19 protein-coding genes are annotated in these 19,247 nt (G+C 63.2%); 16 read left to right on the top strand and 3 right to left on the bottom strand.

Annotated features, from left to right (window positions below):
• The first annotated feature begins 107 nt into the window (after positions 1-107).
• From G3N95_RS09695 to G3N95_RS09685, 3 genes are all read left to right on the top strand, one after another.
• Entirely contained in the window at positions 108-587 is a 480-nt protein-coding gene (locus G3N95_RS09695) for a carboxymuconolactone decarboxylase family protein (protein WP_205969773.1), read from the top strand.
• Between the two features lie 32 nt (positions 588-619).
• Positions 620-1,027: a cupin domain-containing protein gene (locus G3N95_RS09690; RefSeq protein ID WP_205969772.1), complete on the top strand. Its 408-nt coding sequence runs from the start codon at positions 620-622 to the stop codon at positions 1,025-1,027.
• 107 nt (positions 1,028-1,134) lie between these two features.
• The gene (locus G3N95_RS09685; protein ID WP_205969771.1) at positions 1,135-2,151 is read left to right on the top strand and encodes a LysR family transcriptional regulator; all 1,017 of its coding nucleotides are present in this window, start codon (positions 1,135-1,137) and stop codon (positions 2,149-2,151) included.
• Here the strand turns inward: G3N95_RS09685 and G3N95_RS09680 are convergent.
• On the bottom strand, positions 2,143-3,243 hold the full coding sequence (locus G3N95_RS09680; RefSeq protein ID WP_205969770.1) for an alpha/beta hydrolase: 1,101 nt from the start codon (positions 3,241-3,243) through the stop codon (positions 2,143-2,145). The two genes, G3N95_RS09685 and G3N95_RS09680, sit on opposite strands and share 9 nt — an antisense overlap.
• A 195-nt stretch (positions 3,244-3,438) precedes the next feature.
• Here G3N95_RS09680 and G3N95_RS09675 point away from each other — a divergent pair, with 195 nt between their 5' ends.
• Entirely contained in the window at positions 3,439-5,139 is a 1,701-nt protein-coding gene (locus G3N95_RS09675) for a pyrrolo-quinoline quinone (protein ID WP_205969769.1), read from the top strand.
• Between the two features lie 24 nt (positions 5,140-5,163).
• Here the strand turns inward: G3N95_RS09675 and G3N95_RS09670 are convergent, their stop codons facing one another.
• A complete protein-coding gene (locus tag G3N95_RS09670; RefSeq protein ID WP_205969768.1) occupies positions 5,164-6,906 on the bottom strand; it encodes an FAD-dependent oxidoreductase in 1,743 nt (580 codons plus the stop codon).
• 393 nt (positions 6,907-7,299) lie between these two features.
• On the opposite strand from G3N95_RS09670, the gene G3N95_RS09665 reads away from it, so the two are divergent.
• From G3N95_RS09665 to G3N95_RS09655, 3 genes are all read left to right on the top strand, one after another.
• On the top strand, positions 7,300-7,701 hold the full coding sequence (locus G3N95_RS09665; RefSeq protein WP_205969767.1) for a hypothetical protein: 402 nt from the start codon (positions 7,300-7,302) through the stop codon (positions 7,699-7,701).
• A 189-nt stretch (positions 7,702-7,890) separates the two neighbouring features.
• Entirely contained in the window at positions 7,891-8,340 is a 450-nt protein-coding gene (locus tag G3N95_RS09660) for an Ohr family peroxiredoxin (protein ID WP_205969766.1), read from the top strand.
• Positions 8,341-8,449: 109 nt separating this feature from the next.
• On the top strand, positions 8,450-9,181 hold the full coding sequence (locus G3N95_RS09655) for a hypothetical protein (RefSeq protein ID WP_205969765.1): 732 nt from the start codon (positions 8,450-8,452) through the stop codon (positions 9,179-9,181).
• On the opposite strand, the gene G3N95_RS09650 is transcribed toward G3N95_RS09655, so the two are convergent.
• Positions 9,171-10,016 (bottom strand): IclR family transcriptional regulator, encoded by an 846-nt coding sequence (locus tag G3N95_RS09650; protein ID WP_205969764.1) that lies wholly within the window; start codon positions 10,014-10,016, stop codon positions 9,171-9,173. The two genes, G3N95_RS09655 and G3N95_RS09650, sit on opposite strands and share 11 nt — an antisense overlap.
• Positions 10,017-10,305: 289 nt before the next feature.
• Between G3N95_RS09650 and G3N95_RS09645 the strand changes: the two genes are divergently transcribed.
• The 9 genes from G3N95_RS09645 (at position 10,306) to G3N95_RS09605 (ending at position 19,245) form a co-directional block, all read left to right on the top strand.
• Entirely contained in the window at positions 10,306-11,397 is a 1,092-nt protein-coding gene (locus tag G3N95_RS09645; RefSeq protein ID WP_205969763.1) for an ABC transporter ATP-binding protein, read from the top strand.
• The gene (locus G3N95_RS09640; RefSeq protein ID WP_205969762.1) at positions 11,390-12,295 is read left to right on the top strand and encodes an ABC transporter permease; all 906 of its coding nucleotides are present in this window, start codon (positions 11,390-11,392) and stop codon (positions 12,293-12,295) included. Before G3N95_RS09645 ends, G3N95_RS09640 begins: the two co-directional genes overlap by 8 nt.
• A 23-nt stretch (positions 12,296-12,318) precedes the next feature.
• Positions 12,319-13,113 (top strand): ABC transporter permease, encoded by a 795-nt coding sequence (locus tag G3N95_RS09635; RefSeq protein ID WP_205969761.1) that lies wholly within the window; start codon positions 12,319-12,321, stop codon positions 13,111-13,113.
• Positions 13,113-13,454, top strand: a complete 342-nt coding sequence (locus tag G3N95_RS09630) for a (2Fe-2S)-binding protein (protein WP_205969760.1) — start codon at positions 13,113-13,115, stop codon at positions 13,452-13,454. Before G3N95_RS09635 ends, G3N95_RS09630 begins: the two co-directional genes overlap by 1 nt.
• Positions 13,451-14,878 carry an NAD(P)/FAD-dependent oxidoreductase gene (locus G3N95_RS09625; RefSeq protein WP_205969759.1) on the top strand — a complete coding sequence of 476 codons (1,428 nt, stop codon included), beginning with the start codon at positions 13,451-13,453 and terminating at the stop codon, positions 14,876-14,878. The genes G3N95_RS09630 and G3N95_RS09625 overlap by 4 nt, the downstream gene beginning before the upstream one ends.
• Positions 14,871-15,998, top strand: a complete 1,128-nt coding sequence (locus G3N95_RS09620) for an FAD-binding oxidoreductase (protein WP_205969758.1) — start codon at positions 14,871-14,873, stop codon at positions 15,996-15,998. Before G3N95_RS09625 ends, G3N95_RS09620 begins: the two co-directional genes overlap by 8 nt.
• Positions 15,999-16,018: 20 nt before the next feature.
• Entirely contained in the window at positions 16,019-17,065 is a 1,047-nt protein-coding gene (locus tag G3N95_RS09615; protein ID WP_205969757.1) for an extracellular solute-binding protein, read from the top strand.
• A 361-nt stretch (positions 17,066-17,426) separates the two neighbouring features.
• A complete protein-coding gene (locus G3N95_RS09610; RefSeq protein WP_205969756.1) occupies positions 17,427-18,080 on the top strand; it encodes a peroxiredoxin in 654 nt (217 codons plus the stop codon).
• A 94-nt stretch (positions 18,081-18,174) separates the two neighbouring features.
• Complete coding sequence (locus G3N95_RS09605; protein WP_205969878.1) at positions 18,175-19,245, top strand: MBL fold metallo-hydrolase; 1,071 nt, start codon at positions 18,175-18,177, stop codon at positions 19,243-19,245.
• The last annotated feature ends 2 nt before the right edge of the window (positions 19,246-19,247 follow it).

The following is a 19,247-nucleotide window of genomic DNA, read 5'->3' as shown; positions in this document are numbered from 1 at the left end:
GTCTACCGCCGCGCGCCTCGCGACCCTACCATGACTTCCGTGCGGTTCATCGCCGCGAACGACATCCGTCTACACGGATGACACTGTCATTGTCGCCAGGAGAAATCATGACCCAGCGTATCAACTACTTTCAGCAATCGCCGGAGTTGTGCAAGAAGTATCTGGAGTTCAGCATGCTGCTGAAGGACTCCGCAATCGAAGAATCGATTTGCGATCTGGTCAATATCCGCGCATCGCAGATCAACGGCTGCGGTTTTTGCCTCGACATGCACGTGAAGGAAGCGCGCATCCACGGCGAGCGCGAACTGCGCCTGCATCACGTGGCGATCTGGCGCGAGTCGACGCTGTTCTCGCCGCGCGAACGTGCTGCGCTCGCGTGGACGGAGGTGCTGACCACGCTTCCCGAGCACGGCGTGCCCGACGATATCTACGAGCGCGTGCGCGGCCAGTTCTCCGAGAAGGAACTGTCCGATCTGACGTTCGAAGTGATGGCCATCAACGGCTGGAACCGTGCGAACGTCGCGTTTCGCACGGTGCCGGGTTCGTCCGACAAGGCATTCGGCCTCGACAAGGCCAACCTCGCCTGAGTCGGCGCGTGGTTCTTTGTGAGGAGCGCATCATGTTTCGTTTCAAAAGAATGGCCGTGTCCCTGCTCCTCGCAACGGGCACGTTGACGGGCCTGGCGCGTGCAGAGGCACCCGCAGCGATCGTCACGCCCGTGATGACCCAGCCGCTCGACGATTATCCCGGCAAGGAAGCGCTGATGATCGTGGTCGAGTATCCGCCCGGCGCCGCTGACCCGGTGCATCGTCACAACGCGCACGGCTTCATCTACGTGCTGGAAGGCACGATCGTGATGCAGGTAAAGGGCGGCAAGGAAGTCACGCTGAAGCCGGGACAGTCTTTCTATGAAGGCCCGAACGATGTGCACACGGTCGGACGCAACGCGAGCAAGACGAAGCCGGCAAAGTTTCTCGTGCTGCTGTTGAAGGACAAGGGCGCGCCTGTTCTCGTACCGGAGAAGTAACCCGCCGACCTTCTTGCGAGGTTCATTGGAAAAAAACGGCTGACGCACGTCACAAACGGAAGCGCTCAAACGTCTAGTCACATAAGGACTCCACTTTCTGCGCTTCCATGTCAGATTACGCACCGCGCCGCTCCGTCACAGGCGCCGACGATCCGATTGCGAGCACCTTCGCAACGAGTTTCGCCGGCGTCGTTTCCTTTCTTGCCGTTGCCAACGAGGGCAGCTTCGCCAGAGCGGGCGATCGCCTCGGCATCGGGCGCTCGTCCGTCAGCCGGAACGTGCAGAAGCTCGAGGCGCAACTCGACACGCGCCTCTTTCTGCGCACGACCCGCAGCACGTCGCTGACACGCGAGGGCGAACTCTTCTTTGAGAACTGCCAGGCGGGCGTGGAGCGCATCGTCCAGGCACTCGAAGAAATGCGCGAGCTACGCAACGGTCCTCCAAGAGGACGCTTGCGCATCTACTCGACGCCGGGCTTCGGGCGCAAGATCGTGGCGCCGCTGCTACGCGGCTTTCACGCACAGTATCCGGAGATCGCACTCGAACTGCTGCTCAACGACCATCCCGCCGATTTCACCGCGGATCGTATCGACGTGTCGTTTCGCGACGGACGCATGGAGGACAGCGAGATCGTCGCGCGTCAGTTGATACCGATGCAGATGATCGTTTGCGCGGCGCCATCGTACGTTCGGGCGCATGGGCTGCCGCGTCATGTCGACGAACTCGCGGACCATTGCTGCATCAATTTCCGCACCGCGTCGGGACGCGTGAGGGAATGGGAGTTCAAGGTCGATGGACTGCCGCTGAGGCGCCATCCGCACGCACCGCACACGTTCAACGACCCTGATCTGATCTTGCAGTCGGTGCTCGATGGTCAAGGCATCGCACAGTTGCCCGGCTACCAGGTGTGCGATCTGCTGGGCGAAGGGCGGCTGGTGAGTTGTCTCACGCAGTATGCGCCCGACGACAGCGGCCACTACATCTGCTATCTGAGCCGCAAGCATTTGCCGGCGCGGATTCGTGTGTTCGTCGACTACATGACCGAGCACACGCGAGCGCTCGATCTGCATTGCCTGACTACGATCGACGCGTTGTCTGCGGAGCGGGAGACCGTGTCAGTCTGACCGGCGCGGCGTGGCGCTTTCGACGGGACACGCAGCAGGCATCGGACGATCGAACAGCGCGGCTACGCCACACGCCGATGTCAGCATGCGTCGCCCATCGTGTCCGAGGCCGGGCACTTTGACGACTCGCTGATTCAACCCAGCGGGATATCGGTGCGTCAGATAATCGAAATACGCGAGCCCGCGCGCAAGCCGGAACGGACCTTGTGCCATTGCCGCACAAGAACGATCGATGAAGTGCGTGTGCGGATCGACGTCATCCATTCCGAGCAGGTAGATGACATCGCGCGATGCGTATCGCGCCTCTAACGATGCGCTGTCTTGTGCGGCCACGTAAGCGGGCGCATCGGCCATGCCGTATTTCCATTCGACAGCGCGCGGACAGGCCTGCGTATCGACGCGCGCGAAAGCGCCTGACGCAGTGGGACGCAGATCGTCGAAGTACACATAGCTCGATGGATTCGCGACGACATAGCGCACGCGAATTCCATCGTGCGTCAACACGTCTTCGGCGCGACCGGCCACAGCGTAGCGCTGCACGACCTGCGCACCCGCCGAATGCCCGATGACCGTCACCGTCGAGAGCGCAGGATAAAGCTGACGATTGTCGAAATGTTCGAGCAGCGCATCGAGTGCCGCGAACGAACTGACGGGCGACGGCCGGCGTGCAGGATCGCCTGCTTTCCATCCGGCTTCGGACCATGCCAGCGTCGTGTCGTGAATCGCGAACGTGTGCAGATCGCGCGTGGTCAGAAACTGTGGCGCGACGATCATGCTTTCTTTCGTGCTTGCGCCGGCTGCCGCGAGCATCTGCTGGCCGGCGGCGAAATAATTGTCCGCATTGCGCAGCGTGCCGTGAATGATGATGAAGACGTGTGTGACGCCAGATGCCACAGCATCGATACGGCGATCGGCGTAGAGTGGCAAAGTGCCGTCGCCGCCCGGTACGCGCACGGTCACGCGCTGATCGGCGACATGGGCGACGGGCGCATATGGTCGCGACGCATCCGTATCGGCGTGCGCGAAGCGGGCCGCCGTCAGTGCAATCCACAGCGCGACGAATGACAGTTGCCTTGCCGGTTTCGAAAACATGTCGAAGATCTCCCTGAACGGTCGTGTGTATTAAACGCGCCGTTCGGCGGATTCCGTCGCGTGAATCGACTGGTTTTCGCGGTACGCAAATTGCTCACTGGTGATGCCGGAAATTCGCCGCATTCGCCGTTGAGCGACTCCGCCACATGCGAGGCCGATAATCTTCGCGGTCGCCCGACCGCCTGGGAGACGTCCATGAACCGCTCGCACCGCGTGCATTTCACGCCGGGTCACTCCCGGCACATCGCAATCCTGTGCGTTGTGGCGGCGATCTGCGTGTCGTGTAGTGGTGGAGGTTCATCCAGCAGCGCAAGTTCGAGCGGGACCAGCGCGCCGAGCGGTTCGGGAGGCTCGGGCGGCTCGGGCAGTTCGGGCGGCGCCTCCGCGATGTCGGCCGATGTGCTGACCTATCACAACGATGTGGCACGCACGGGGCAGTACCTTGCGGAAACCACGCTCACGCCGTCCAACGTCAACGCCGCGTCATTCGGCAAGGTGGCGTTTCTTTCCGTCGACGGCAAGGTCGATGCGCAGCCGCTCTTTGTCAGCAACGTGCCGGTGAACGGCGCGGCACACAACGTCATCTATGTCGTGACCGAGCATGCGAGCGTGTATGCATTCGACGCCGACAGCAACGCGCAGCTCTGGCAGCGTTCTTTGCTCGGCTCGGGCGAAACGACGAGCGATCCGCGCAACTGTACGCAGATTTCTCCCGAGATCGGCATTACGGCGACACCTGTGATCGATCGAAGCCGCGGATCGAACGGCGTGATGTACGCGGTGGCGATGAGCAAGGAACCGAGCGGAACGATCCATCAGCGCCTGCACGCCGTCGATCTCGCATCCGGTGCCGAGCTGTTCGGCGGCCCCGTCGACATCAGCGGCAGCTATCCTGGCAGCGGCGCGAACAGCAGCAACGGGGTGACGACATTCGACCCGCAGCAATACGCGGAGCGTCAGGCGCTGACGCTGGTGAACGGCAAACTGTATCTCGGCTGGACGTCGCACTGCGATCAGGGCGTCTACGGCGGCTGGGTGATGGCCTACAACGCCGACACGCTCGCGCAGACGAGCGCGCTGAACCTGACGCCGAACGGCACGGGCGGCGCGGTGTGGATGGGCGGCGGCGGTATGGCGTCGGACGGCACGTCGGTCTATCTGCTCGACGCAAACGGCACGTTCGACACGACGTTGAACGGGCAAGGCTTTCCATCGAATGGTAATTTCGGCAATGCGTTCATCAAGCTCGGAACCTCGGGCAACCTTTCCGTCGCCGATTATTTCGCCACCTTCGACACCGTTGCCCAGTCCGCGAACGACGCCGACCTAGGTTCGGGCGCAGCGATCGTGTTGCCCGATCTCGTCGACGGAAGCGGCGCGACGCGCCACCTCGCACTCGGGTCGGGCAAGGATTCGAAGATCTATGTCGTCGATCGCGACAACATGGGCAAGTTCAACAGCGGCAGCAATGCGATCTGGCAGGAGATCGACAGTCAACTGATCGGCGGCGTGTTCACCACGCCCGCGTTTTTCGGCAACGTCGTGTACTACGGCTCCGTCGGCGACAACCTCAAGGCGTTTCCGATCAGCGGCGCGCGTCTGGCCACGACGCCCTCGTCGCAAAGCGCGGGCAAGTTTCCCTATCCGGGCACGACGCCGAGCATATCGGCGAACGGTTCTGCGAACGCGATTGTGTGGGCGGCGGAAAACGGCACGACGGCCGCACTGCATGCATTCAACGCCGCCAATCTCGCGCAGGAGCTGTACAACAGCAATCAGTCGGGTTCGCGCGATACCTTCGGCGCAGGCAACAAATACGTCACGCCGATGATCGCGCATGGACACGTGTATGTCGGCACGACGAACGGCGTTGCAGTGTTCGGCTTGTTGAAATAAATGCCGGGGGTACTAGCGTGTTCGCTAGCACGCCGCCCGCGCGTCGGCGAGAAGCCGATGAATCTGTGCGACCACCGCCGCGCCTTCGCCGACCGCCGATGCAACGCGCTTGGTCGATCCCGAGCGCACGTCGCCGATCGCGAACACGCCGGGCACGCTGGTCTGCAAGGACATCGATTGCAGGCCGACACCGGGAATGTCGGGGCCCGTCAGGACGAAGCGCCTGTGGTCGAGCGACACGCCGCAGGTCGCGAGCCAGTTCGTGTTCGGCTCGGCGCCGATGAACACGAACAGATGATGCGTCGTCATGCTTCCTTCGATGCCGCCCGCGCCGCGATAGCGCACGCGCTCCAGCCGCGCATCGCCTTCGAGCGCAGTGAGTTCGATCCGCGTATGCAGCGTTACGTTCGGCAGCGCCATGATGCGTTCGATCAGATAGTGCGACATGCTGTGTTCGAGGCTCGCGCCGCGTATGAACATGTGCACGTGTTCGGCATGCGACGCGAGAAAGACGACCGCCTGTCCCGCCGAATTGCCGCCGCCGATCAGCAGCACGGGCTCCTTGCGGCACAGCCGCGCTTCAATGGGCGTGGCCCAGTAATACACGCCGGAACCCTCGAAGCGCTCCAGCCCTTCGACTTCGGGCCTTCGGTATTCCGCGCCCGTCGCGATCACGACCGTGCGCGCGGTGATGCGGCGGTCGTCGGTGAGTTCGACGACGGGCGGCAGCTTGTCGCAATACAGAGCCCGGACTTCGCACGGAATGCCGATGTGCGCGCCGAATTTCTGCGCCTGCACGAAAGCGCGGCCCGCCAGCGCCTGGCCCGTGATGCCCGTCGGGAACCCTAGATAGTTTTCGATGCGTGAACTGGTGCCCGCCTGTCCGCCCGGCGCGCGGCAGTCGAGCGCCGCGACGGACAATCCTTCGGAGGCCGCATACACGGCGGCAGCCAGTCCCGCAGGACCGGCGCCGACGATCGCGACATCGTAGACGTGCGCGGGATCGAATTCGGGAATCAGCCCGAGGCACGACGCGAGTTGCCCTTCGTCGGGATTGCGCAGCACCGCGCCGTCCGGACAGACGACGAGCGGAAAATCGTCCGGTTGCGGCGTCAGGCGTTCGAGCAACGCGATCGCTTCGGGGTCCGTGTCCGCGTCGAGCGTCATGCTCGGAAACGCATTGCGGCGCAGGAAGTTTTCCAGTGCGCGCAGCCGCCCGTTGCTGGAAGGACCGACAAGCACGACACCGTGTCCGCGCTCGATGACGAGCACGCGCCGCAGGATCAGCGCGCGCATGATCTTCTCGCCGAGATCGGCTTCGCTGATCATCAACGCGCTGAGTTCGTCGGGACGCAGCAGGATCGCCTCGACATCTTCCGCCACGTGCGCATCCACGACGGCAGGCTTGTTCGACAGTTGCGTCACGTCCGACGTGAACTCACCGCGCGTCGTATACGTATGAATGATCCGCTCGTGGCCGAGCCCGTCGCGGCCCACGATCCGCACCTTGCCCGACAGCAGCACGAACACGCCGGGACACAGGCTTCCCGCGCGATACAGCAGGGCGCCTTGCATGTAGCGCGACGGCGTGCCGAAGCGCCTGATTCGCTCGATCTCGGCGTCCGTGAGGACGGGGAACATCTGCTGATGGCGCGGATGATCGCGCACACTCGGATCTTCGAGCAGCGCGTCGGCTTCGAGCGGGCTCGCGTCCGGGGGCGGTCGGCCCGCAGGCGGTGCATCTGACGGCGTTGACTCGTTGCTCATCGCGGACTGTCCTCAGCGATTGACGGGATAGTGCGTGGATCGTTAGCAGATGCCAGGGCAAACGTAAGTCAAAGGGTAATCGAGTTGGCGCGAATCGGCAGACATGGTCTTCATCGTTCGAAGCCGGCGATGAATCGCCCCTGTTCTGCGGCATTGAATTCGCGTTGCCAGGGTAATCGGCGTGACACGTTCGAGTGTCGTCGCTCAATGCGTGATTCGTGTGAACGGGTTTACCCCATTCCGTTTCATCCCGTTGCGGGGTGGCCGTCTATCAGTCGATGGCGCTGGAATCCGCACTGAGCAATACACGTCGTTGATGTCGGTCGTCAGCCTCTTTCGATGCCCGGACGTTCCGCGCTAGCCATTGTTCGATTGCGCAGATGGAGGGCAAACATGAAACGTTCCGATACGGGCAGGGCGTCGATCGTCCTGCGCTGGAGTCTGGTGGCGGCGCTGACTTCAGCCGGTTCATCCAGTTTCGCAGCTGGAAGCGCGGAAGTCGGGCCGGCCGTCGCGTCGTCCGCGCGAGGACCGTTGACGCTGATGATCCAGTCGCCAGCGGGCGGCGCGGTGCGGTTGACCTATCTGCCCGACGATGGCTGGAAAGCCGACCCGGCCGGCGCCGTCGAGAAGGCGACGGTGAGCGTCCCGCAGTCCGATGCCAACTCCGTGCTCGACGAAGCGACGCGCAAACCGATGACGGTGTTCATCGACGGACCGACGGGTTTCACTTACTTCTGGAGCCGGGAGCACGGCTGGAAATTCGTCGGGCGGCTGACGGACCGGCTTCAATAAGCTTCACTGGACGAGGGCGCGCGAGAGAGTCATCGACGCGCGCTCCCTCGCATCTTCCTATCGAAAGTGTTCGCGCGATTAAATCGTATGCGATTGACATCGCGTGTGGTTTCGATCAATATACATCGCATGCGATTGAATAGCATGAAACCTAAATGCAACTCATCACTTTCGATCAAGGATTCCACGATGACTCACATTGAAAAAGTACTGTTCACGGGTAAGACGCATACGACGGCAAGCAAGCACGCGGGCGCGACGCGCGGTCATGAAGAGAGCCTCGACATCAGGCTGTCGGCGCCCGGCAACCCCGCGCATCCGGAACATGTGTTCGAGTCCGCGCAACCGCATCCGACGGCTGAGCAGTTGTTTGCGGGCGCATGGTCGGCCTGCCTGATCACCGCGATCGGGCTGGCGGCTAAAGAGAAGAGGGTCGCGCTGCCTGCCGACCTCGCGCTCGACGTCGCCATCGACCTCGGCATGACGGGTAACGCGTACTTCCTTGGCGCGCGGATCGACGTGAGCATGCCGGGCGTTGCACGTGACGTGGCCGAGGCGGTCGTGCACGCGGCGGACGAGATGTGTCCGTATTCGAAGGCGACGCGCGGCAATATCGACGTGGCGATCAACGTGATCTGACGCGTGCGTCGATCGCAGCAACGCTGACGTCGCGAGCCAAGCGTCAGATCGACGGGAAAGGGCGCGCTAGAATGAAAACACGCGCCCTTTCCCTCGACGGCAGACGGTCATGACTCTTCGCGTTGCACGCTTCGTTCGTCCTGCGTCGTCTGTTTTTTGTGCGGCTTCGCTTGCGACGCTCGCTGCCTGTGGTGGCGGCAGCGTGTGCATCGGCTTCGACGGTTGTGTCGCCACGAACCCGACACCGAGCGTCGCACTGGCAGGCACGGCGGCCACGGGCAAGGCGCTCGCCAGCGCGAACGTCAACGCGACCTGCGCACAAGGCGCGGGTGCCACGCTATCGGACGGCGGCGGACGCTACAGCCTCGCGTTCAATGCGACGCTCCCTTGCATGATCGCGGTGACGTCGGGCAACACGACGCTGCATTCGCCGGTGTTCGCGGGCGGCACGTTCAACACGACGCCCGAAACGGAACTGATGATCGTCTACCTCGCCGCGCAACTCGGCACGAGCGAGTCCAATCTGATCGCGAGCTTTTCCACCAACGTGCAATTCCAGCAGGCGCTTTCGAACCAGAGCAACGTGCTGGCTGCGCAATCCGCTGTCGTCGCGAATCTGCAGCAGCACTATGCGCTCACGCTGTCCGTGCCTGCGTTCCTGACGACGCCGTTCACGGTCGGGCAGGCGGGCGTCGACAGCGATCTCGACGCGCTGGCGAAAGCAGGCGCCATCGATAGCAACGGCATGCCCGATTCAGCCGCCGTGTCGCTGATGACGCAGGCGGGTCTTGCGCATCCGCTGGCAAAGGCGTCCGTGTCCGCGGCGAGTATCAGGCAATAGGTTCCGTCGTCATCGCACGCGTGAGGCCATGCATGGGCCGACGCATCGCCACGTCGAACGGATTGACTTGCGGACCGATGAGGTCCGCTTGCCGTTTGAGAAGTTCGACGACCATCGGCAGCCGGTCTTCACCGAGACGCGCCGACAACGTGCCGACGCTCAACGCGGCCACCGCGCAACCCGTGCGGTCGATGATCGGCACGGCGACGCCGGCCATCCCTTCCAGCACGCCGCTATTGCGCCCCGCGTAGCCGAGCTGGCGCACGCGTTCGATCTCCGTGCGCAAATAGACTTCATCGAGTACGCCATAGCTGCGCAGACGCGGGACGTTGAAGCGAATGATCTCTTCGCGCTCCGCCTCGGGCAGGAACGCGAGAATCGCGAGGCTGCCCTGGCCGATACCCAATGCGACGCGGCCGCCGATATCACCCGTAAACGAGCGGATCGGAAACGGCCCTTCGCACATATCGAGGCACACGGCGTCGAAGCTGCTTTTGACGAGCAGAAAGATCGTATCGCCGAGGCTCGCGCACAAACGCAGAAGAGCGGGGCGGCACAACGCTCGCATGCCGCTCGGATTGCCCGCTTGCGCGGCGAGCGCAAAGAAGTCGACGCTGAGCCGGTAGAGCTTCGTGTTCTGATCCTGCTCGACGATGCCTTCGGCGATGAGCGCATGCAGGATGCGATGCACGGTGGCCTGCGTAAGCCCGACGGCCTTCGCGATGCGAGTCACGCGACCGCCTTCCGGCTGAATCTCGCCGAGCGCGCGCATCACCGCGAATGCGCGCTGCAACATGCCCGTGCCTGGCGCGTCGGGGTCCTTCGAAGGATTCATCGGCGATCTCGATCAGAATTCCATTGAATGGAATACTAGCCGATGTTCAGCCTAAAAAACTACTGCGGCACGCCAATCGCCGTTCAGCGGTGTGCTCGGTATTTTCACTAATGACACGCAGTGGAACGATGACATTCAGTCGAGCAAATATATTCCACTGAATGGAAGAAATTGGATCTTTATATCGTTGAGTGGAATTTGACATTGACGCTCTGGAATTTGGCTAGCTAGAGTCGGCTCAACAGACACTCGTCGATACAGCCGGTGCCTCGCACCGAAAGGCCAGACCATGTCGTTCCTCACATTGACCGACGTTTCGAAGTCGTTCGGCGACCTGCATGCCGTGACGGGCATCAACCTGTCGGTGGAAAAGGGCGAGTTCGTTTCGCTGCTGGGCCCGTCGGGCTGCGGCAAGACGACGACACTGCAGATGATCGCCGGATTTATCGAAACGTCGCGCGGCCGTATCACGCTCGATGGCCGCGACATCACGCATATGAAGCCGAACCGGCGCGGCCTCGGCATCGTCTTTCAAAGCTACGCGCTGTTTCCGCACATGAGCGTCGCGCAAAACGTGAGCTTCGGGCTCGAAATGCGCGGCCTCGATAAAGCGGAGCGCGCGGACCGCGTGCGCGAAGCATTGGCGCTGGTGCGGCTCGATGCGCTCGCGCATCGGTTTCCGCGCGAGCTGTCGGGCGGTCAGCGGCAACGCGTCGCGATTGCCCGCGCAATCGTGATCGCGCCGCCGGTGCTGCTGCTGGATGAACCGATGTCGAACCTCGATGCGAAGCTGCGCGAAGACATGCAGTTCGAGTTGCGCGCCATCCAGCGCAAGATCGGCACGACGACGATCATGGTCACGCACGATCAATCGGAAGCGCTGTCGATCAGCGACCGTGTGGTCGTGATGGAAGCGGGACACATCACGCAGATCGACACGCCGTATCGCGCGTACGAGCGGCCGGAAAACCTCTTTGTTTCGCAGTTCATCGGCAAGGCGAACATGCTGACGGGCAAGATCGTCTCGCGCGACGGTGACGCGATCCGCATCGACCTTGGTCACGATCTCGCGGAGACGGGCAGCGTGGCGCAGCTTGCTTCGCAAGGCCAGACAATCGATGTCGGCGATGCCGTTACGCTGTGCATTCGTCCGGAAAAACTGAAGCTGTGCACACCCGATAAAGGGCGCATTTCGGGCAACGTGACGAGCCGCTTTTTTCTCGGCAGCCAGTGGCTGTATCGGCTCGACAGCCGAGTCGGCGAGATGCTGGTGTGCTGCCAGAACCATGGCGACGAACCGTATCCGGAAGGCGCGCAAGTCGGCATCGACTGGCACGCCGGTTCGCTGCGTCTGATCGGCCAGGAGCGCGCGCATGGATAGCACGCTGCCCGCTACGCCGGCTACGGGCGAACGTGCGGCGCGCGCGCCGTGGCAGGCATTCGTGCCGCTCTGGCTGATGAGCGCGCCCGCGCTGATCCTCTTCGCGACGCTCGTGCTCGTGCCGCTCGCGATGACGTTCGCGCTCACCTTCTATCGTTTCGATCCCGCGAGCGGACCAGTTGCCGCGTTCGATTTTCATAACTATGTGGAAGTGCTCGGCTCATCGTATTTCCACACCATCTTTCTGCGCACGTTCGGTATCGCGTTGCTGACCACCGTACTGTGCATCGCGATCGGCACGCCTGAAGCGTACGTGCTGTCGCGCATGCGCGACCCGTGGCGCTCGCTCTTCCTGCTGGTAATACTCGCGCCGCTGCTCGTGTCCGTCGTGGTGCGCGCGTTCGGCTGGAGCATGCTGCTGAACACGAACGGCCTCGTCAATCAGGCGTTCGCGCTGTTCGGCCTCGGACCGTACAAGCTCGAATACACGACCTTCGCGATCGTCATCGCGCTCGTTCACGTGATGCTGCCGTTCATGGTGATTCCCGTCTGGACCGCCCTGCAACGGCTCGATCCGCAGACCGAGAATGCCGCGCTCTCGCTGATGGCGTCGCCCGCGACCACGCTGCGCCGCATCGTTCTGCCGCAACTCGTGCCCGGCATTCTGTCCGGCAGCCTGATGGTGTTCGGACTGTCGGCGAGCGCATTCGCGATTCCGGGTCTGCTCGGCGGCAGGCGCCTGAAGGTGGCGGCGACGGCCGTCTATGACCAGTTCCTGAGTTCGATGAACTGGCCGCTCGGCGCGACGATCGCGATGCTGCTGCTGGTCGCGAACCTCGTCGTGATGCTCACCTACTATCGCGTGCTCGAGCGGCGTTACGCCCGCAGCATGGGCTGATTCGAACGGACGAGCGAAACATCATGCGCAAGAACGGCTTCTTTGCACTCGCGTTCCATACCATCGTGATCCTGTTCGTGCTCGCGCCGCTGGCGATCGTCGTGCTCGTCGCGTTCACACCCGACGAGACGCTGACGCTGCCGACGCACGGTTTCTCGCTGCGCTGGTTTCGCGCGATCCTCGACTATCCCGACTTCATTTCGGCCTTCTTCAACAGCCTGAAACTCGCTTTCGCGTCGGCGACGCTGTCGCTCGTCATTGCGTTGCCCGCAGGACTCGCAATCGGCCGCGCGCGCTTCCCGGGGCGTAACTTTCTCAACGCGCTGCTGCTGTCGCCGCTGGTGATTCCCGGCCTCGTGCTCGGCATCGCGATGCTGCGCTTCTTTGCGCTGATCGGCGCGACGGGTTCGTTCGCGTGGCTGATTCTGGCGCACATGGTAGTGATCACGCCGTTCGTGATGCGGCTCGTGCTCGCGTCGGTGAGCGGGCTCGATCGCAGCATCGAGCATGCGGCGTCGTCGCTCGGCGCCGATGCGTGGACCACGTTTCGCCGCATTACGCTGCCGATGATCGTGCCCGGCATCACGGGCGGCTGGCTGCTTGCGTTCATCAACAGCTTCGACGAGCTGACGATGTCGGTCTTCATCACGTCGCCGCAGACGGTCACGCTGCCGGTGCGCATGTACATGTACGCCACCGAATCGATCGATCCGATGATGGCGTCCGTCTCCGCGCTCGTCATTTTCATCACGGCGGGCGCGATGCTGCTGCTCGATCGCGTGTACGGGCTCAACCGCATTCTGATCGGCCAGCACTGATGGCTTCTTCCCTTCACGCTCACATGTCCAGTTCCAGCAGCCAGTTGCTGCGCGTCGCCGAAGCAGGGCGCACACCGTTGTCGTTCTTTCTCGATGGCGTCGAAGTCGCCGCGCTGACGGGCGATACGGTGTTGACCGCGATCCTGATGCAGCAGCGTCACGTGCGGCACAGCGAGTTCAGCGGCGAGCCACGCGCGGGCTTTTGCATGATCGGCGCGTGCCAGGACTGCTGGGTGCGCTGCGAAGACGGCGCGCGCATTCGCGCCTGCTCGACGCTCGTGAAAGAGGGTATGCGCGTCGTGACGAACGATGCACGCGACGTCAAAGGATGCGAGCGATGAACGGGGAACAGCGGGTCGTGATCGTCGGGGCGGGGCCTGCGGGCATTCGCGCGGCGCAGACGCTGGCGGCAGCGGGCATCCGGCCCGTCGTGCTCGACGAGAACGCGCGCTGGGGCGGGCAGATCTATCGTCAGCCGCCTGCGGGTGCGGGCTTCGAACGCAGCAAGGCGGCGTTGTACGGATTCGAGGCGAAGAAGGCCGATGCCGTGCACGAAACCATGCGCGCGCTGCTGCCGCAGATCGATTATCGGCCGGACACGCTCGTGTGGTCGTGCGAAGGCCGCAGGCTCGACACGCTGTGCAACGGCCATGAGGCGAGCGTGCCGTTCACGCATCTGATCATCGCGAGCGGCGCGACCGATCGTGTGTTGCCTGTGCCTGGCTGGACCCTGCCGGGCGTCTACACGCTGGGCGGCGCGCAGGTCGCGCTGAAGGCGCAAGGCTGCGCGATCGGGCGGCGCGTCGTGCTGGCGGGCACGGGGCCGCTGCTGTATCTCGTCGCGTATCAGTACGTGAAGGCGGGCGCGCAAATCGAAGCGGTGCTGGATACGAGCGCGCTGTCGCGCCAGGTGGCGGCGGTGCCGAAGCTCGTCAGCCAGCCGTCGACGTTCGCGAAGGGCGTGTACTACGTCGCGTGGTTGAAGGCGCGAGGAATCAAGGTGATGCGCGGCGTCTCCCTGACGGGCATCGAGGGTGCGCAGAACGTGACGGGTATTCGCTTCAAAACGTCGAGCGGCAATGAAGCAAACATCGCGTGCGACGCAGTCGGCTTCGGCTTTGGTCTGCGTCCCGAAACACAACTCGCCGATCTCGCCGGCTGCCGCTTTCGCTTCGACGCATTGAACCGCTGCTGGCTGCCCGAACGCGATGCGGCGGGACGCAGTTCGGTGCCGGGCATCTACTTCGCGGGCGATGGTGCGGGCATCGCGGGCGCGGATGCCGCGGAACTCGCGGGACGCCGCGCGGCACTCGCGCTGCTCGACGATCTCGGCATCGCGCAACCCACGCAACACGGTGGCATGAATGCCGCGACGCTGGAGCGCAGCCTGCAGCGCATCGCGGTATTTCGCGCCGGCCTCGAAGCAGCCTTCGCGCCGCCGCAACAACCCGCGCAGCAATGGCCCGACGACATGACCGTGTGCCGCTGCGAAGAAGTCGATGCGGGCACGCTGCGCCGCTGCATCCGCAACGGCGAGGCGAGCGAGATCAATCGTCTGAAGGCGTTGACGCGGATCGGCATGGGACGTTGCCAGGGCCGCATGTGCGGCGAAGCGGCCGTTGCGCTGCTGAGTGAGGAGACGGGCCGTCCACTCGAAAGCGTCGGCCGTCTGCGCAGCCAGGCGCCCATCAAGCCGATCCCCATTTCGCCGATGCTGTTCGACGATGATGTCGCGGCGATTCCCGAGGAAGCACGCGATGAGTGACGCCGTCCACTATCAGGTCGTGATCGCGGGCGGCGGGCTCGTCGGTTCGTCGGCGGCGCTGATGCTCGCGCGGCGCGGTGTGCGCGTCGCGCTGTTCGAACGGCGCCACTGCGGCGCGCAGGCAAGCGGCGTGAACTACGGCGGCGTGCGCTGTCAGGGCCGGCCCGTGGAGCAAATGCCGCTCGCGATGCGCGCACGGCGCGTGTGGGACCGCTTGCCCGAGTTGATCGGCATCGACGGAGAACTCGTCGTATCGGGACATTTGCGGCTCGCGCGCCGCGACAGCGATTTTGCGGTGCTCGAAACATGGGCCGCGATGGCGCGTGAACACGGGCTCGACACCGAACTGATCGCGGGTGCGGCGTTTCGCAGGCGTTATCCGTGGCTCGGCGAGGCGGCGCTCGGCGGGTCGCTGTGCATGAGCGACGGACAGGCGAATCCGCGCCTCGTGTCGCCCGCGTTTGCGCGCGCGGCGCAGCGCGCGGGCGCAGTGGTGCGCGAGCAAACCGCGCTCACCGATATCGCTCACGACGGCACGCGCTTTCGGATTCGCGCGGGCAACGAGCACATCACGGCCGACTGGCTGATCAATAGTGCAGGCGCGTGGGCGAACACGATCGCCGGCTTTTTCGGCGAAACCGTGCCGATGAAACCGATCTATCCAAACATGTGGGTGACCGAGCCGCTGCCGCGCGTCGTCATGCACAACCTCGGCGTGGTGGGCGGTGGCGTCTATGCGCGTCAGGTCGAGCGCGGCAACTGCGTGATCGGCGGCGGACGCGGACATGGCGACGGCGAGTATGCGCAACCGTCGACGGACACCACGCGCGCCGTGATGCGCGATGCCTGCGCGTTGCTGCCCGCCTTGCGCGATGCGTTGCTGATCCGCACGTGGAGCGGCGTCGAAGGCGAAACGCCCGACAGCAATCCCGTGATCGGCGCGAGCCAGAACGTGCCGCGCCTGCTGCATGCATTCGGTTTTTCGGGCGGCGGCTTTCTGCTTGCGCCCGGTGTCGGCGAGGTGCTGACCGACCTCGTGATCGACGGCGAAACGTCGACGCCGCTCGACGCGTTCGCGATCGGCCGCTTCGACCGAAGCACGATCCCCGCTGTTCTTTAGTCTTGTCAAGGAGACCCACGATGAAGCTGTCAAGCACGGTCGCGGCACTGGCCGCCGTGTTCGCGATCGGCACTGCCGCGCCTGCCTGGTCGCAAACCAAAACGATCTACATCGGCATGAACGGCGGCCCGATGGAGAAGGCGTACACGAGCCAGGTGCTGCCCGACTTCGAGAAAGCCAACAACGTGAAGGTGGTGGTGGTGCCGGGCACCTCGTCGGATGTGCTCGCGAAGCTGCTCGCCAATCGCAACAGCCCGCAGATGCATGTCGTCTTTCTCGATGACGGCGTGATGGCGCGCGCCGTCAGCATGGGCGTGTGCCAGAAGCTCGACGATGCGCCCGTGCTGAAAGAGCTGTATCCGTTCGCGCGGATGAAGGACGATATCGGCGCGGGCGTGCAGCTCGGCATGACGGGCATCGGCTACAACACGAAGCTGTTTGCGGAGAAGGGCTGGGCGCCGCCTACATCGTGGATGGATTTCGCCAATCCCAAGTACAAGGGCAAAGTGGTGTTTCAGTCCGCGTCGAGCAGCACCTTCGGCTTGCATGGCTTTCTCGCGATCAATCGTCTGATGGGCGGGAGTGATCAGAACGTCGAGCCGGGTTTCAGCAAGTGGTCGAGCACGGTGGGGCCGAACGTCGTCGAGTACATTCCCAATTCGGCGAAGCTTTCGGAAATGGTGCAGACGGGCGAAGCGGGTCTCTTTCCGCTGACGCCTACGGCTGTCGGCGATCTGCAAGACAAGGGCATTCCTGTCGGCTATGCGAATCCGAAGGAAGGCGCCGTGCTGTTGCTCGTCGATCTGTGTGTCGTCAAGAACAACGCGGACCCGCAGCTTGCGCAAAAGCTCGCGCAGTTCCTGCTGTCGGCGCCCGCGCAATCGAAAGCGGCCGCAGCGGGCAAGCAGATTCCGACCAACGAGCACGCGACCATGACGCCCGCGATGCAAAAGAGCCTCGGCAATCTCGACGATCTGGTGAAGAAAGTGACCGTGGTCGATTGGGATTCGATCAACGCGCATCGCGCACAGTGGGATCAGCGCTGGAACAGGCAGATCGAGCAGTAACGCGGCACGGCGGCGCGTCATGCGCGCCGCCGCAGTGACACATCTGTCTGTGCTGCAACCAACAGATCGGCACCAAATAAAATACGCGCATACAAAGCGCGCACGAACGCTGTAATTTGTTCTAGGCTATAAAAGTTACCGACTGCCACCCGGCTCGTATCGCATCGATGCCGATCGGGAGCTTTCGCGCAAAGCGTTCTGCGCGTCTTTCGCTTGCTATGGTGCCGTATCGCGACTGACGGCCAAACGTCATAACATCTCTATACTGTTCTGATTCGGGTCGACCCGTCAGCGTCTGTCACGCGGACCGGGGGCGACACCCCGACGCATCTGTTCGCACCTTTCACCAAGGAGGATGAAGATGTCGATTCGACTAGGAGAAGTAGCGCCCGATTTCACGGCGGAGACCACGGAAGGCACGATTCGTTTTCACGAATGGATCGGCGACAGTTGGGCCATTCTGTTCTCGCATCCGAAAGACTTCACACCCGTCTGCACAACCGAACTGGGTTATATGGCGGGACTCAAGCCGGAGTTCGACAAGCGCAATACGAAGATCATCGGGCTCAGCATCGACCCTGTCAGCGATCACCAGAAGTGGGTGAAGGACATCGAGGAAACGCAGGGCAATGCGATCAACTATCCGATGATCGGCGACCACGATCTCAATGTCGCGAAGCTCTACGACATGATTCACCCCGAAGCGAGCGGCGGCCCGCGTACGGCAGTCGACAACGCGACGGTGCGATCGGTGTTCCTGATTGGGCCGGACAAGAAGGTCAAAGCCATGCTCGTCTATCCGATGAGTTCGGGCCGCAATTTCGATGAAGTGCTGCGTTTGCTGGATTCGCTGCAACTGAACGCGAAGCATACCGTCGCGACGCCCGTGAACTGGAAGCCGGGCGACGACGTGATCATTCCGACTTCCGTATCCGACGACGCCGCGAAGGAAAAGTATCCGCAGGGCTTCAAGACGTTGAAGCCGTATCTGCGCTACGTTCAGCAACCGAAGTAAGTCCGCGACTCCCAGCCGGCGCGCGCAGAGTAGAAGCACGGCGCGCACCGGCGGAGTGTCAGTCCGATACACACCTTGAGAGATCGTGAGCGTGCTGATCTTCCGCCAGCTATTCGACCAGCAATCGTCTACTTATACTTATCTGCTCGCGGACAGCGACACGCGCGAAGCGGTGCTCATCGACCCGGTGTTCGAGCAGGCGCGCCGCGATGCCGCTCTGCTCGAAGAACTGCGTCTTCGTCTGCTCTATACGATCGACACGCACGTCCACGCCGATCATGTGACGGGCGCGTGGCTGCTGAAGAAGCGTACTGACAGCAAAATTGCGATCTCGGCGGCGAGCGGCGCGGAAGGCGCGGACCGTTACGTCAGTCACGGCGATACGATCGCATTCGGCGCGCGTCATCTGCAAGTGCGCGCAACGCCAGGTCATACGAATGGCTGCATCAGTCTCGTGCTCGATGACGAGTCGATGGCCTTCACGGGCGACTGTCTGCTGATTCGCGGCACAGGGCGCACCGACTTTCAGAGCGGCGACCCGCACGCGTTATTCCATGCGGTGCACGAGCAGCTTTTCTCGTTGCCCGAAACCTGTCTGCTGTATCCGGCGCACGATTATCGCGGCCTCACCGTCACGAGCGTCGACGAAGAGCGGCGCTTCAATCCACGGCTTGGCGGCGAACTGTGCGAAGAGGATTTCGCCGGCTATATGACGAATCTCGGGCTCCCGCATCCGCGGCAGATCGACGTGGCCGTTCCCGCGAACATGAAGTGCGGCGTTGCGGCAAGCGATCCGTCGCAAAAGCCGCTCCCCGAATGGGCACCCCTCACGTACACCTTCGCGGGCATCTGGGAAATTCATCCGCAATGGCTCGAAGAGCATCTGCAGGCGGTGCAGATCGTCGACGTGCGCGAACCCGACGAATACGCAGGTCCGCTTGGGCGCATTCCTGAAGCGAAGCTGATCTCGCTTGGCAACCTCGCAAAACGCGTGGCGGAACTCGGCAAGGAGCGGCCCATCGTCACGGTTTGCCGCGCGGGCGGCCGCTCGGCTCAGGCGACGGTGATTCTTCGCCAGGCGGGTTTCGAGGAGGTCGCGAATCTTGCTGGCGGCATGTTGCGATGGCGCGCGGAAGGGCGCGTGGTCGAAAACGGCAGCGTATAGGC

Source organism: Paraburkholderia sp. Tr-20389 (assembly GCF_017104565.1).
GTDB lineage: Bacteria > Pseudomonadota > Gammaproteobacteria > Burkholderiales > Burkholderiaceae > Paraburkholderia.
This window is presented reverse-complemented; position numbering and strand designations above follow the sequence as displayed.